Here is a 14,778-nt window from a genome sequence, read left to right as displayed (position 1 = left end):
CGGGGGTTATTTTTATATCATCTGAAAATACCAACTGGAGAGGAGTATGACGAAACCTAACCTGACAATCAGTGAATTAGATGCAGAACGTCTGGATAAGTTATTGGAGCAGCCCGCCTTTGCGGACAGCGATATCGCACAGGCGTTGAATGAAGAACTGGATCGGGCAGAAATTCTGCCTTCAGCATCGATTCCCTCACATGTCGTCACCATGAATAGTCGGGTGCGTTTCCGCGATCTGAATACCCACGAAGAGCATATCCGCACGCTGGTTTATCCCGCTGCCGTGAAAGACAGTAAAGAACCGCTGTCGGTGATGGCTCCGCTGGGCGCAGCACTATTGGGAATGCATGTGGGAAACGCTATCACCTGGCAGTTGCCAAACGGTGAAGAAGCGCGAATTGAAGTACTAGAACTACTCTATCAGCCAGAAGCCGCAGGCGAGTACCACCGCTAAGCCAGATAAATGCTATAGAGTAACAGCCGTCGGACACAGCCGACGGCGACGGTTACCCACACAGCGCAAACTTATTCCCCTGCGATCTTCATTTCAGGCAGCAACACGGAACCACACTGGATATTGCTCCGGGTTTCGATATCGTTCCCCACCGTCACAATATTACGCAGCATATCTTTCAAGTTACCCGCGATCGTAATCTCGCTGACCGGATACTGAATCTCGCCGTTTTCGACCCAAAAGCCAGATGCGCCACGAGAATAATCCCCCGTCACACCGCTCACGCCCTGCCCCATCAGTTCGGTCACCAGCAGGCCTTTGCCCATCTGTTTCAACATACCGTTGAAATCCAAACCTTGTCCGGCAATCCGCCAGTTATGAATCCCCCCCGCATGGCCAGTGCTCTGCATCCCCAGCTTACGCGCGGAGTAGCTCGTCATCAGCCACGTCTGCAACACGCCCGCCGTCACAATTTCACGCGCCTGCGTCCGCACACCTTCGCTATCGAACGGCGTAGAAGCCAGCCCTTTCAACAAGTGCGGCAATTCCTCAATCGTCAGCCACTCCGGCAGAATCTGCTGACCCAGTTTATCCAACAGGAAAGTGGACTTGCGATAAACGCTACCGCCGCTGATGGCACCAACCAAATGACCAAACAGACCCGTCGCCACTTCCGCAGAAAACATCACGGGTGCCTGCATGGTTGGCAATTTACGCGGGGACAGACGAGATAACGTCCGACGCGCGCACTCTTCACCCACCCATTCAGGGCTAAGTAAATCTTCCAGCGCACGGCCGACGGTGTAAGCATAATCCCGTTCCATATCGCCATTCACTTCGGCAATCACGCAACTGGACATGGAATGACGGCTGGAGCAGTAGCTTTTCAGCAGGCCATGGCTATTGCCGAACACCTTAACGCCGTAGTGGCTGTTAAAACTGCCACCTTCGGTGTTGGTGATACGCTTGTCAGCTTGTAATGCAGCCTGCTCTGCGCGAGCGGCTAACTCAATGCCACGATCCGCATCCAGCTCGGTCGGGTGGAACAGATCCAGATCCGGCGCATCAAATGCGAGAAGATCGCGATCCGCCGGGCCAGCAAACGGATCGACAGAGGTATAACGTGCGATATCCAGCGCGGCCTGTACGGTACGGGCTATCGCATCCGGGCTGAGATCGGTAGATGATGCGCTGCCTTTACGCTGTTGATGATAAACCGTGATGCCCAACGCACCATCACTGTTGAATTCAACATTTTCAACATCACCATAACGGGTACTGACGCTAATGCCCGTCGTTTTTGACACCGCGACTTCTGCCGCATCAGAACCGGCACGCGCCAGTTCCAACGCCTGAGCAACCGCGAGTTCCAGCGCTTTACGCTGCTCTGCAACCTGAGTAGTTATCGTCATTGTTCTGCCATAATGAGTGGAAGAAAGCTCACCATTATTCTCACTCGAACCGTATGGGTAGTAGAGAAATATGCTCTAAATAATTCAAGTTTCAGGTAGGCGGCAAGCGAAGGAGTCCCGATGAGCTTACTCAAGTAAGTGATTCGGGTGGCTAAACGCAGCCAACGCACATGCAACTTGAAGTATGACGAGCATAAAATGGTGTAGCATAATGCTTTCTAGTCTAACAGGATCTACGGACAATTTCGCACAAAGCCCAAACCTGTTAGTATCAGCCTCTTTTTTCTGGTGGGCACGCTGTTCACCATCCCGGAGCCACCGCGCATCGCGTTAGGCATTGCTCCTGGACACTTTTTAGGAGCCAACCATGAAGCAAAAGTACGAAGACTGGCTGAACGACGCTTCAGACAATCAAGAAGACGACGAAGATGATGAAATTATCTGGGTCAGCAAAAGCGAAATAAAGCGCGATGCCGAAGCGCTGAAAGATCTCGGCGCGGAACTGGTCGATCTGGGCAAAAACGCGCTGGAGAAGATCCCGTTGGACGACGATCTGCGTGCCGCAGTGGAACTGGCGCAGCGGATCAAGAAAGAAGGCCGCCGCCGTCAGCTACAGCTCATTGGTAAGATGCTGCGCGCCCGCGATCCAGAGCCGATCCAAACCGCGCTGGATAAGCTGAACAACCGTCATAATCAGCAGGTGGCGTTATTCCACAAACTGGAACAGTTGCGCGACCGCCTGATTACCGAAGGAGACGATGTGGTTCCAGAGATTCTGGCGCTATATCCACATGCCGACCGTCAGCAACTGCGTTCTCTGGTACGCAATGCGCAGAAAGAGAAAGCAGCAAACAAACCGCCGAAAGCCACCCGTCAGATCTTCCAGTATCTGCGCGAGCTAGCTGAAACCACAGAATAATGGCGATAGCGGGATGAGGAGCATGATTCACTCATCCCGTGCTTTATCAATATTAGTTGCTCAGCGCATGCTGATAATCACGCAGAATCCCACTCAACCGTCCCACAGGCGCCGTCACGTTCGGGGGAAGTTGCTGTTCTGTCAGTATCTGTTGATAGCGTTCAAGCTCCTCCAACAACTGCGTGAAATAGCGACTGCGCGTAGTATCGCGACGGGCCAGAATCACCTGCTCCGCCGTCGCACGAATCTGACGATGAAAGGCAGACAGCACCGCGTTTTGCGGAATATCCAGCGTTCTCAGACGTTGATGCATGATGATCATCCACAAGGCAAGGCGATACTTAGCGATGTCGTCAGGGAAGCGGTTCAGCAGCAGGAACAATTGTTGGTACAGCGCTGGTAGATGATTTTCTTTTCGCCGCGCCCTGTTAGTGGTCAGCGCCGAAACCGCACCATAAACAAAACGGTTCAACAACGTTCTCCCCGTATGCGCTTTGGTGTTATCTCGGATCAGTAGGATCACCATCAGCGCCAGAAAGCAGCCGATGATCTGACCGATCGCGCTGTCCAGAAACTGACTGATGTCGAATGCCATCGGGTTATCCAACACCAGGATATTGATCGTACTGGCCAATGCACCCAGCGAACCCAGCCGACGCTTTTGTACTTCAAGACCAAGAAAGAAAGCCATCGCCCCTAAGCTCAGGCACAGCAGCAGCATACTTTGCTGCGTTGATGGCATGATAAACATATACATCAGCGCCCCCAGCGGCAGCGCGTAGATCGTCCCAAACAGAAAATCTTTCGCTATCATCTGTGGATTCGGTAAACGCATAGCAAGCGACGTCACTACCGCAATCATCACCATACACACACTGCCGGACGTCCAACCAGTACTAAGCCAGAACAGGCAGCCCAGCGCTGTCGCCACACCGGTGCGTAAACCGTTGATCATGGCATGGTGGGTTTCGGCTGAGGGCGCTTTAATTTCTACATCACTGTTCAGCACGTCAGCTTCTATCATATTGATGCGTCCGTTAGTCTGCACACCCTTCGCCATCAGCAGATAACGCGTCGCCGCACCAATCCAGTCGATCAGCGTAGGCGGCACGTCACGGCTGTCAGCCGCAACCAGGTGGCGCAATGCTTTCACACGACAATGCACATCACGGAACGACTCAACAGGCTGATTCAACACCTGCATCAGACTGCTTTTTACAGGGGTCGGCACATCCTGCAAAATCAGGTAAGTTTCACACGCCTGAGTGATCATCGTGAGCGATTGCGTATGCAACGACGTTAAACGGCGATTGCTGTTCTGCCAGCGTGAAGACTCCAGCATCAGGCTGCTGCGCATGCCGCTTAGCGCGGTCGTTTTGCGCACCAGTGCGTGCCATGCCGCATCTATCGCTTCTTTCTCCGCCCCACTCATGCTGAGTTGCAGTAACCGATACTGATCCACCAGCAGTTCGCCGATGCTGCGGTCAACATCCTGCTTGATCGATCGGGGTGAGAACAGCAAATCGGCCAGAATGGCACAGACGATACCCAGCACAATCTCGCTACAGCGCTCCACGGCGAACTGTGGCGTCAGCAGCGGTGTCCCCTGCGTAGAGACAATAATGATCAGCGCGGTATAGCCCGCCAGCCCGAATATATAGGCATTTTCGACTTTAACCAGCGAGGAAACCCAGGTGCAGAGGCCGGCCCAAATGCAGCACAGCATCAGCATTACCACTGGCGCACGAACGGTAGCAATAATGATGACAAGCGCACCAATACAACCGATAAAAGTCCCGATAATACGTAAAACACCGCGATGGCGAATTGCACCGGAAAAGGGTTCACCGCCTGCGGCAAATGCAGGGCCGGCAGCAACAATTGCCGCAGTGAGCACTGACCAGCGCGGGGTTTCCAACTGTAGGTGAAAACCCAGAAACAGGGACAGCACAATCGCAAAGCTCAGTTTAAAAGCGAAGCGAAGGCGCGCAAATTTCGGTGTCGTAAAGAACATAGAGACAGCCAACGACGAGGTTTTCATCATCGCCTCACTTAACCAAACTCACGCAGGCGATAAAGCAGGCGAATGAGCGGCGACGGTTTTTTGTCATTATTGATTTGCTCGCCAGTGATCACCACGGTCGCGGTCGTGCCAGCCGGGTAAAGGTCACCCATTTGCCGATCGAGGCGGATTTTTACCGGTACGCGCTGCGCTAAACGCACCCACTCCAGATTGGAATCCACGTTAGCCAGGCCTTTAGTGTTTGCACTGTTGCTACTGTTATTTACCCCAGCCGCCACACTATCCACCGTGCCGTAAAATATCTTTTCGCTACCCAGCGGGGTGATTTCCGCACGATAGCCACGACGAACGCCTTCAAGCTTGGTCTCTTCCATGTACGCGAGCAGGTAAAACGAATCTTTCTTTACCAGTGCCACTGCCGTATTACCGCGTTCGATAAATTCGCCGCTCTGCACATGCAGGTTAGTCACCCAACCGTCGGCAGGCGCGCGCACCACGGTGCGCTCCAACTCCAGTTTTGCCAGCGACAATACCGCCTGCGCTTTAGCAAACTGGTGCGTTGCGGTTTCTAACGCATTGCTGGACTGATCGATATTCTCCTGCGACATCGCACTGACACCCAGTCGTGCTCGGCGACCTGACTCCCGGCGTTTTTCGGTCACCAGCGCCTGATAGTAGGCGACATCGGCTTCCGCCTGCGCCACGGCCTGGTGATAACGTGGCTGGTCGATGACAAACAGTACATCACCTTTGTTCACCAGTTGATTGTCCGTAACGCGAACATCGGTCAGTAACCCGCTAACGTCCGGCGCGATTGCCACTACATCCGCCGTAAATTTAGCATCACGCGTCCAGGGCGATTCGGTATAAAACGCCCAGACACGGAAGATTGCCACAATCGCACACAGCACAATCACCAGCGTGATGACCACACGACTCCATTTTTTGATCAGTCCGGCCTGCTGCCTAAACAGTGTTAAAAAGAAACCTTTCACAGACACCTCACAGACCGTAACGGAACAGTAAATAGAACAAGCAGCAGAACAGCGCACTGTTAAACAGCGCTGGATGCCAAACGAAGTCATAGATACCCGTCGGTTGCAGCAGACGGTTCACGACAAAAAACAGGGTCAACGACACCAGTAAGACAAAAAAAACGGGGGGAAATGACAGCCCGAACAGCACCATAACCGGGAGTGAACTCATCCTCTTTTCCTTTTTTCTATTAGGTAGCGGTAGCGAGCAGGTGTGCTACCGGATGGTAAATTATGTCGTGCAGTAGCACAGCGTTGTGCTGGCGTTCAGCATCGACAAAAGCGCTTCATCCCGCAGGCTGGCAGCCAACGAATTGGATAGCGGTAAACTGATGAATAGCGATGTCAGCAGGGACTGACTAACGATGGGAAATCAGCGTATTACTCTAATTGGGTAAATAAACACAATCATTGAATGGCTCTGTTCTGCCCAGAACCACCGGATAGGCTATATTATGGATGCTTATTATCACCTTATCTACATAGTGTGATCTAAATCACTTTTAAGCCAGAGTGAATAATGGAAAGACTAAAGAGTATGTCGGTGTTTGCCCGCGTGGTGGAATTTGGTTCTTTTACCGCCGCCGCCCGCCAGTTACAGATGAGCGTATCCGCCGTCAGCCAGACCGTCAGCAAGCTTGAGGATGAGCTACAGATTAAGCTGCTGAACCGCAGTACGCGCAGCATTGGTCTGACGGAAGCGGGAAAAATTTATTATCACGGCTGCCGTCGAATGTTGCATGAAGCGCATGAGGTACACGAACAGCTTTATGCTTTCAACAATACGCCGATCGGCACGCTGCGCATTGGTAGTTCGTCCACCATGGCGCAGAACGTGTTGTCCACCATGACGGCGGCGATGCTGAAGGAATATCCCGGTTTATCCGTCAATCTGGTTACCGGAATTCCGGCTCCCGACCTGATCGCCGATGGACTGGATATCGTTATCCGCGTCGGCGCACTACAGGATTCCAGCCTGTTTTCGAAACGCTTAGGCTCGATGCCGATGGTGGTCTGTGCCGCGAAAAGCTATCTGGCGCAGCACGGCACGCCGGATAAGCCAGCAGATATGGTGAATTTTTCCTGGTTGGAATACAGCGTGCGACCCGACAGTGAATTCGAGCTAATCGCACCGGAAGGCATTTCGACCCGTGTCACACCACAGGGGCGCTTTGTCACCAACGACCCACAAACATTGGTACGCTGGCTCAAGGCAGGAGCAGGCATCGCATATGTTCCACTCATGTGGATCGTGGACGAAATCAACCGTGGCGAAATCGAGATTCTGTTCAACCGTTACCATTCCGATCCGCGTCCAGTCTATGCGCTCTATACCCGCAAAGATAACCTGCCGCTGAAAGTACAGGTCTGCATTAATTATATGACGGAATACTTCAAAAACGTCGCGCTAACCTATCAAGCCTATCGGCAGGATCATGGGGAGGAAAAAAAACCGCGCTCATAAAGCGCGGTTTCAAAGGGACTCTAGGTATCAGAATAAATTACGCGGTCCCGCCGACGGTCAGGCTTTCCAGCTTCAGCGTAGGCTGCCCCACGCCAACGGGCAGGCTTTGCCCTTCTTTGCCGCACACGCCGACGCCTTTATCCAGCGCCAGATCGTTGCCGACCATAGAGATCTGCTGCATCGCTTCAATGCCGGAACCAATCAGCGTCGCACCTTTGACTGGCGTGGTGATGCGCCCTTTTTCGATCAGATAGGCTTCGGATGTCGAGAAGACGAATTTGCCAGAGGTGATATCCACCTGGCCGCCGCCAAAGTTTGGCGCATACAGGCCATATTCAACGCTGGAGATAATCTCTTCCGGCGTCGATTTGCCAGCCAGCATGTAGGTGTTGGTCATACGCGGCATCGGCAGATGCGCATAAGACTCACGGCGACCGTTGCCCGTCGGTGCAACCCCCATCAGACGAGCATTCAGTTTGTCCTGCATGTAACCTTTCAGAATACCGTTTTCGATCAGAACGTTGTATTGTCCCGGAACGCCTTCATCGTCCATCGAGAGGGAACCGCGACGTCCGCTCAATGTGCCGTCATCCACCACCGTACACAGCTCTGACGCGACGAGTTTACCCATCTGTCCGCTGAACACTGACGTACCACGACGGTTAAAATCGCCTTCCAGACCGTGACCGACCGCTTCATGCAGCAGCACGCCCGGCCAGCCTGCACCCAGCACCACAGGCATTGGCCCGGCGGGTGCAGCCACCGCAGACAGGTTAACCAGCGCCATGCGTACCGCTTCTTTCGCCCACGCATCGACGCGAGGTTCACCGTCCGTCACTTCCCAGAAATACTCATAGCCGCCACGTGTGCCGCCACCGCTGGAGCCGCGCTCACGTTTGCCTTCGGCTTCAACCAGCACGCTGATCGACAGACGCACCAGTGGACGCACATCTGCCGCCAGTGTGCCATCCGTCGCGGCCACCAGTACCAGCTCATACACGCCGGTCAGGCTGGCTGACACCTCCTGCACCCGCGCATCGGCAGCACGTGCGACCGTATCAGCACGTTGCAACAACGCAATTTTATCTTCACGCGTCAGGCTATCCAACGGATTCAACGTTGGATAGAGCGCACGATGCGACACTTCACCCAGCGTGCGCGCCGTACCCGTACCTTGTTCCCGCACAATGCTGCGCGCAGCCTGCGCACTCTGATGCAACGCATTCAGCGTGATCTGATCGGCATACGCAAACCCGGTCTTTTCACCATCAATCGCACGGATACCCACGCCCTGATCGATGTTATAGGAACCGTCTTTAATGATGCGATCTTCCAGAACCCAGGATTCATGGTAGCTGGATTGGAAATAGAGGTCAGCATAGTCCAGCCGACGTTCATTAAGCGACCCTAGCACAGCGGCGAGATCGTCAAGATTCAATTTGTTGGCGGTGAGTAATTGCTCACTGACAAACGAAAGGCTCATAGTTTTTCACTCTTTATCAGATAATTGGCTGAGTACGCTGCGCCGCCCTAACGGCATTATTCGCCTTTCTTTTTGTTCGGCTCACGCAGCACTTCCTGAATCTTTGGCTGATCGAGGCTACCGGAAATCTGGTAGCGAATCAGCGAAATCTTGTTCCATAGCGGTGCCAGAACTTTGCTGGCAGCAAACACCGCGGCTCCCACAACCGGATTGACGGCAAATGCGGTCGCTACGCCTACCGTTGCAGAAATTTCCGGAGCAATAACCGCTTCCATATTGACCTGTCGCTGAGCGAGGTCGAGATCGCCTTTCATCGCGATATCCGCCTCCAACCCGTCGATCAACATATCATCAGTATGCAGCACACCATCTTTAATCCATGCGGTGCTGCTAATCGAGTCGAAGTAAAACCCACGGCCAAACGTATCACTAAAATCGAACCGCAGCTTACGCATCAGCGCATCGAAGCTCAATAAACGCAGCAACTGCCCAGCCTGACCGGCACCGACTTCGGCAATTTCACCTTTGCCAATGCGCGTGTGCAATATTCCGCTCAGGCTAGCAATATCCGGCGCCCAAGGCGTCCCACGCCAATACAGATCGTAATCCACATCGAAAGAACCGGCCTTCAACGGTGAAGCTACCCCAAACCAGTTAGCATTCTGTTCCAGACTTTCTCCCGTCAGACGGCCTTTTAGCGCCGTCCGCACGCCTTCTGCATTTTCCTGCCAGGATCCGTTTACCGTCAGGCGAGCCTTGCCTGTATCAATGATACCGTCCGCCAGCGTCAATTTTTCCTTCTCTGGCACCATCGCTCCCTGAATACGCCCCATATTCTGCCCGAGAATCCAACACTGGCGACAGTTAACCGTCAGCGACGGCCAGTCTTCAAAGCTGATACTCGGGTCGTTCAACGGCGATTTTTTCTCCGCTAATGCCACTGGATTGGTCGCTTCATTACCTTTCCATTGAGGATTGTAGTAAAGATAATTAATGTCGCTGCGCCACATACCACGATGGGGGATCGCTACCGTTCCATCAATTTCGCGCCCTTTCGCCTGCACTTCACTGCCGCCGAGCGTATTTTTGCGCGTAATTTCCAGATCGTGCCACTGTTGTCCCAACAGTTGCAATTCAGGCGTTCGCAGCGTCACCGCATCAGGGAAACGAAGAGAGCTATGCGCTTTTTTCCCTTCCACCGGCGTCGAGGCACGCAGCGAAGGCAAAAGTCCCAGCCAGCTTTCAGCATCCAATGGCGGAAGATCGAGCACCAATGCGAAATCTTCTGGCAATGCCGGTGCCACCGTTGCCGCATTCTGCCAACTTGCCCGTGCCAGCGTCACGGTATCGCCCTTCAGCAGCCATTGGCTATTAAAGCGGTTATCCTTGCCCACTCGCCCCTGCATCGTGAAACCATTCAGGTCACCGCTGGCTTTGACCTCCAGCGGCAAATTCTCGCCAGCAGGCTTATTTAACGGGTTAGGTAAGTGACTACTTACTTTGTTTAAATCAGCTTGTACATCAACATTATAGGTTGTTTTACCCGAGTGCGGCAGATTGATGGCGACCGTACTCTTCCAGCCTGCCGCACCGGACAGAACTTTACTTACCGATGCCGGTAAACCAGGCAATAGTGCAGGCTGCCAGTCGCCCTGCAAGCCCACATTAACCAAAAAAGCCTTCGCCTGCTCTTCCGTCGTGAAATTGACCGCCATCGGCTGATTCAGCCAATTTGCCTGAAGCGTCTCACTGCGCAAGTTGCCGTTTTCATAGCGGAACTTACCCGTGAGATCCTTAATCGTGGTATCCAACGGCTTGATGTACAGGGTGTTATTATTCAGCGCAATGTCACCACTGGCGCGGACATCATCACCAACAAGTGGGATATCCAGATGCAGCGTGCCTTTCACCGATCCGCCGATTTTTAGTTCATCCAGCGCCGCACCCACCGAGGATTTCAGCGGCGTCTGATGGAAATAGTTGCCCACCTCAGCTCCTGGACCGTCTAGCTCACCATCAACGAGCAGCATCTCTTTTTCATAATCGGGAATAACCGCGCTAATATTTTTGCCTTCAACCTTACCCAGCCAGGTTTGCGGCGCAAACATCCACAAGCCGTTGTTAGCAAAATCCAGATCGATATCCAGCGGCGTCAGCGCAGGCCAGCCCGGCTGAAACTCGAAAGTCGCCTCTTTCACTGGCACCCAGACTTCAAATTGGCCTTCGTTATGCGTAAACGGGAAATGCTGCGGATTACCAGCAAAGATCAGCGTCGCATTATCAACGCGGCCGCCTTTCAGCGCGCCGCTCAGATAATCCACCAGCTCAGTGCCCATAAACAGTTCAGGATAATAGCGCCAAGCATCCGCCGCATCGGTCAGCCGGATACCCGCCAAAATATCCAGTTTCGGTTCCTGCTTGGCGGGCTGCTCATAGCGAAAATCACCATTAGCCCATAACGACTTCGCCTGCACGTCCAGTCCATGACTCCAGAGTGACAGACCTTGCGCATCATTACGCCAGTCAATCGTGCCGCTGGCCTGCTTGATTTCCAGCGGCGCACGGAACATATCCACATAGGGCAGCGTGCTCTGTTGTAACGCGACGCTGACCTGACCACGTTCGGCGCTACCGTGCGCAGAACCGGAGAAATGATCGACTCCCGGCAGCAATTTCCACTGCTTCCAGCTCACATCCTGCCAGTTGGCGTGAAAACGGCTTCTCTCCGGCTGTTGCAGAGGGATATCGACAGCAACGGTATTCAAGGTGCCAGTCGGTTGCAGCTCATCCCAGCGCGCTTTCAAGGCTGGCGTCGTGCTGGACAACAGCGGAAGCAGCGTGCTTACGCGCTCCAGCGCCAGATTGCTGGCTCGAACGCGTAGCTCTTCCTGTCTATCGGGCCCCAGCATGTGCTCGTTTTTTGGCAGCCATAGGGCAGAGAGTCGACCTTTCGGCCAGGCAACGCCATCCGTTGCCAGATTCAACTCAGGAACCTCCACCTGCCAGCCATTTTCCTGACGGCTGACATGTAGCGTCATATCATCCACATTCAGGCGGTGCGCATCATGGCCTTCACCCCAACTCGCCGTCCCCTGATTGAGGAGCACATCGCCACTGTGGATATCACCATCACGGACGTTGAGCCACGCCGCCAGACTAAAATCAGCGTTTTCCAGCCCGGTATTGTTTTTCATCCAGCGGCTAAGCCAAGGCTTCATATCAATGTTGTCGGCTTGCAGGTAGAACATGCCGTTGCCAAGCAACCCCTGTTCATCGCGCAAATCCATACGCATCTGCACCACGCCGTGCTGGCCGTTAAAACTCGACAGGCTAATCAAACCTTCAGCACGATGGCGTTTGTCAGAATTCAGCCAGGTCAGTTGAGGAACGCTGAGTTCCGCTCGGGAACCGGAAGGGGTAAGAAAGGTAATCTGGCTATCACGCAGGTCAAAGTGGTCAAACTGGCGCAGGAAAAGATCGCTGACCTTTCCTGACTCCATCAGTTTGCTATCCTGCTGTTGCCCGTTAAATTGGCTATTAAGATCGAGCTTTAGCTGATGAAATGTGAGATCACGAAACTGCCAGCGCCCGTGCAACAGCGATTGCCACACGTCCAGTGCCAGCGTAATGCGTTCAACCTGCCAGTCCGATTCCGGCAGAGAGGTGCGAAATTTTTCAATTTCCAGCGTAGGGCCAAAGGACTCCCAACGCCCGGTCATTGAGCCGATTTCTAACGGGACACCAGCAGCGGACTGCGCCCAGGCCACCAACTGTGGCCGAAAATGGTCGAGTTGTGGCAGCACTAGTCTTAAGCCGCTGACTAACAGCGCAACCATCACGACAAGAGTGGCACCCGTGATGACTACTATTCCGGGCAGTCGCCTCACTAATTTCTCCTTCTTTCGTCGCCGACGACGAGCGCACGAATTTACATCATGACGACGTCGAACTGCTCTTGGCTATACAGGGGTTCGATTTGTACTTTGACCTGCTTGCCGACGAAAATTTCAACTTCAGCTAACGCGTGCGACTCTTCGCTTCTCAGCGCTTCCCCGACGGCCGGTGAAGCATAGACCAGGAAACGGTCGGTATCATAAGCGTGGTGGACGCGCACGATTTCACGCATGATTTCATAGCAGACGCTTTCCACCGTCTTCACCGTGCCGCGACCATGGCACGTCGGGCATTCATGACACAGCACGTGCTCGATACTCTCACGCGTGCGTTTACGCGTCATCTCGACTAATCCTAGTTGAGAGAAGCCGTTAATACTGGTTTTGACCCGATCTTTACTCAGCGCCTGCTCCAGTGAATGCAGCACCCGCCGACGATGATCTTCGTTATTCATATCGATGAAATCGATAATGATGATGCCGCCGAGGTTGCGCAGGCGCAGTTGTCGCGCAATCGCCTGTGTCGCTTCCGTATTGGTATTGAAAATGGTTTCATCCAGATTACGGTGACCAACGAAGGCCCCCGTGTTGATGTCGACGGTCGTCATCGCTTCAGTCTGGTCGATAATCAAATAGCCACCAGACTTCAATTCAACTTTTCTGTCCAGCGAACGCTGAATCTCATTTTCCACATCAAACAGGTCAAAAATCGGCTGTTTGCCCGCATAGTGTTCAAGTTTACGCGTCATCTCCGGGATATATTCGGAGGTAAACTCCAGCAGCGCTTCATACGTCAGTCGGGAGTCAATCCGAATACGATCCAGCGCCGCCCCGGCGAAATCACGCAAAATTCGCTGTGCGAGCGCCACTTCGCCGTAGAGCTTACATTTGGTCTGGTTGCGTTTTTTGCGCTCCATGACCTTACCCCACAGGCGCTTCAGGAACGCGGCATCCTGCGAAAGCTCTTCTTCGCCGATCCCTTCCGCAGCGGTACGAATAATGAAACCACCGTCATCATCGCAATACTCCGCGACCGTTTTCTTTAAGCGCTCACGTTCCGCTTCGCTCTCAATACGCTGTGAAACCCCAACGTGCGAGGCACCGGGCATAAACACCAGATAGCGCGAGGGCAGCGTGATATCGGTCGTCAGACGCGCGCCTTTGGTTCCCAGCGGATCTTTAACCACCTGAACCATAAGATCCTGCCCCTGACGCACCAGTTCGGCGATATCACGGACGTGAAAATTCTTCTGTTCGTCACCGGCCACACATTCGGTGTGCGGCATAATATCGGATGCGTGCAGGAATGCCGCTTTATCCAGTCCGATATCCACAAACGCCGCCTGCATGCCTGGCAGAACGCGACTCACGCGGCCTTTATAAATGTTACCGACAATGCCACGTTTCGCATCACGCTCAATGTGAATTTCTTGCAGAATACCGCCGTCGATATAGGCAACGCGCGTTTCTGACGGTGTAACGTTTACCAGTAACTCAGCAGTCATGTTTTCCTCTTGCACTCCGCAACGCAGCAAAATTACTGAATAGTTCGTGAGTTTCTACCAACGGTAGTCCAACCACCGCGTAATAGCTCCCGTTAAGCGACCGGACAAAGCACCCACCTTTGCCCTGAATACCGTAAGCCCCGGCTTTATCCATCGGCTCGCCGCTGACAATGTAGCGCTCGATATCCTGCGGCGAAAGCGGACGGAAGAGGACATCGGTTATCACTAGGCAGCTCAACATATCGTCTTTATCCGCCAACGCGACGGCGGTCATCACCTGATGTTGCTTCCCGGACAGTTGGCTCAGCATCTCTGCCGCATGGGCTTCGTCCTGCGGTTTTTCCAATACTTGTCCGTTCAGTACCACGATGGTATCGGCCCCCAGAACGGGCAAATCCAACGGTGCAACCGCGACGCCTGCGGTCGCTTTTTCATGCGCCAGACGCCGGACGTAAACGTCCGCCGCTTCATCCGGTAAACGCTGTTCTTCCACCGCCGCATTCAACACAGAAAAAGGAATATCGAGCTGTGTGAGCAGTTCGCGGCGACGGGGAGAAGCGGAAGCCAGATAAAGCAGGGTCATGTAT

11 protein-coding genes are annotated in these 14,778 nt (G+C 53.6%); 3 read left to right on the top strand and 8 right to left on the bottom strand.

All coding sequences use genetic code 11. The annotated features are described in order from the left end of the window. The first annotated feature begins 46 nt into the window (after nt 1-46). Complete coding sequence (gene rnk / locus A7983_RS09515; RefSeq protein WP_005975438.1) at nt 47-457, top strand: nucleoside diphosphate kinase regulator; 411 nt, start codon at nt 47-49, stop codon at nt 455-457. Between the two features lie 71 nt (nt 458-528). On the opposite strand, the gene pmbA is transcribed toward rnk, so the two are convergent. After that, on the bottom strand, nt 529-1,869 hold the full coding sequence (pmbA, locus tag A7983_RS09510) for a metalloprotease PmbA (RefSeq protein ID WP_005975435.1): 1,341 nt from the start codon (nt 1,867-1,869) through the stop codon (nt 529-531). 367 nt (nt 1,870-2,236) lie between these two features. On the opposite strand from pmbA, the gene yjgA reads away from it, so the two are divergent. Then, nucleotides 2,237-2,788, top strand: a complete 552-nt coding sequence (gene yjgA, locus A7983_RS09505) for a ribosome biogenesis factor YjgA (RefSeq protein WP_005975433.1) — start codon at nt 2,237-2,239, stop codon at nt 2,786-2,788. Nucleotides 2,789-2,840: 52 nt separating this feature from the next. Here the strand turns inward: yjgA and aaeB are convergent, their stop codons facing one another. Genes aaeB through aaeX form a run of 3 tightly spaced genes read right to left on the bottom strand, consistent with a single transcriptional unit; the run spans nt 2,841 to nt 6,017 of the window. Beyond that, a complete protein-coding gene (gene aaeB / locus A7983_RS09500) occupies nt 2,841-4,802 on the bottom strand; it encodes a p-hydroxybenzoic acid efflux pump subunit AaeB (RefSeq protein WP_407670501.1) in 1,962 nt (653 codons plus the stop codon). 38 nt (nt 4,803-4,840) lie between these two features. Then, nucleotides 4,841-5,806 (bottom strand): p-hydroxybenzoic acid efflux pump subunit AaeA, encoded by a 966-nt coding sequence (gene aaeA, locus A7983_RS09495; protein ID WP_005975428.1) that lies wholly within the window; start codon nt 5,804-5,806, stop codon nt 4,841-4,843. A gap of 7 nt (nt 5,807-5,813) precedes the next feature. Then, on the bottom strand, nt 5,814-6,017 hold the full coding sequence (aaeX, locus tag A7983_RS09490; RefSeq protein ID WP_005975424.1) for a p-hydroxybenzoic acid efflux pump operon protein AaeX: 204 nt from the start codon (nt 6,015-6,017) through the stop codon (nt 5,814-5,816). 348 nt (nt 6,018-6,365) lie between these two features. Between aaeX and aaeR the strand changes: the two genes are divergently transcribed. Then, on the top strand, nt 6,366-7,310 hold the full coding sequence (gene aaeR / locus A7983_RS09485) for an HTH-type transcriptional activator AaeR (RefSeq protein ID WP_005975420.1): 945 nt from the start codon (nt 6,366-6,368) through the stop codon (nt 7,308-7,310). Between the two features lie 37 nt (nt 7,311-7,347). On the opposite strand, the gene tldD is transcribed toward aaeR, so the two are convergent. From tldD to A7983_RS09465, 4 genes are read right to left on the bottom strand one after another with little or no spacing between them, the layout of a single operon-like run. Further along, entirely contained in the window at nt 7,348-8,793 is a 1,446-nt protein-coding gene (tldD, locus tag A7983_RS09480; protein WP_005975417.1) for a metalloprotease TldD, read from the bottom strand. Between the two features lie 56 nt (nt 8,794-8,849). Beyond that, nucleotides 8,850-12,680 (bottom strand): AsmA2 domain-containing protein YhdP, encoded by a 3,831-nt coding sequence (yhdP, locus tag A7983_RS09475; protein WP_005975414.1) that lies wholly within the window; start codon nt 12,678-12,680, stop codon nt 8,850-8,852. A gap of 41 nt (nt 12,681-12,721) precedes the next feature. Beyond that, nucleotides 12,722-14,191, bottom strand: coding sequence for a ribonuclease G (rng, locus tag A7983_RS09470; protein WP_005975412.1), 1,470 nt, complete (start codon nt 14,189-14,191; stop codon nt 12,722-12,724). Next, nucleotides 14,181-14,774 (bottom strand): Maf family protein, encoded by a 594-nt coding sequence (locus A7983_RS09465; RefSeq protein ID WP_005975409.1) that lies wholly within the window; start codon nt 14,772-14,774, stop codon nt 14,181-14,183. Before A7983_RS09465 ends, rng begins: the two co-directional genes overlap by 11 nt. Nucleotides 14,775-14,778 lie beyond the last annotated feature (4 nt).

Source organism: Pectobacterium wasabiae CFBP 3304 (genome assembly GCF_001742185.1).
Classification (GTDB): domain Bacteria; phylum Pseudomonadota; class Gammaproteobacteria; order Enterobacterales; family Enterobacteriaceae; genus Pectobacterium; species Pectobacterium wasabiae.
Note: the sequence above shows the minus strand (reverse complement) of the source record. Positions and strands in the feature narration are given on the sequence as shown.

Coding starts and splice junctions, on each gene's coding strand:
- rng (WP_005975412.1), bottom strand. CDS start 14,191: ATGACTGCTGAGTTACTGGTAAACGTTACACCGTCAGAAACGCGCGTT.
- tldD (WP_005975417.1), bottom strand. CDS start 8,793: ATGAGCCTTTCGTTTGTCAGTGAGCAATTACTCACCGCCAACAAATTG.
- aaeB (WP_407670501.1), bottom strand. CDS start 4,802: ATGTTCTTTACGACACCGAAATTTGCGCGCCTTCGCTTCGCTTTTAAA.
- aaeX (WP_005975424.1), bottom strand. CDS start 6,017: ATGAGTTCACTCCCGGTTATGGTGCTGTTCGGGCTGTCATTTCCCCCC.
- rnk (WP_005975438.1), top strand. CDS start 47: ATGACGAAACCTAACCTGACAATCAGTGAATTAGATGCAGAACGTCTG.
- A7983_RS09465 (WP_005975409.1), bottom strand. CDS start 14,774: ATGACCCTGCTTTATCTGGCTTCCGCTTCTCCCCGTCGCCGCGAACTG.
- yjgA (WP_005975433.1), top strand. CDS start 2,237: ATGAAGCAAAAGTACGAAGACTGGCTGAACGACGCTTCAGACAATCAA.
- pmbA (WP_005975435.1), bottom strand. CDS start 1,869: ATGACGATAACTACTCAGGTTGCAGAGCAGCGTAAAGCGCTGGAACTC.
- aaeR (WP_005975420.1), top strand. CDS start 6,366: ATGGAAAGACTAAAGAGTATGTCGGTGTTTGCCCGCGTGGTGGAATTT.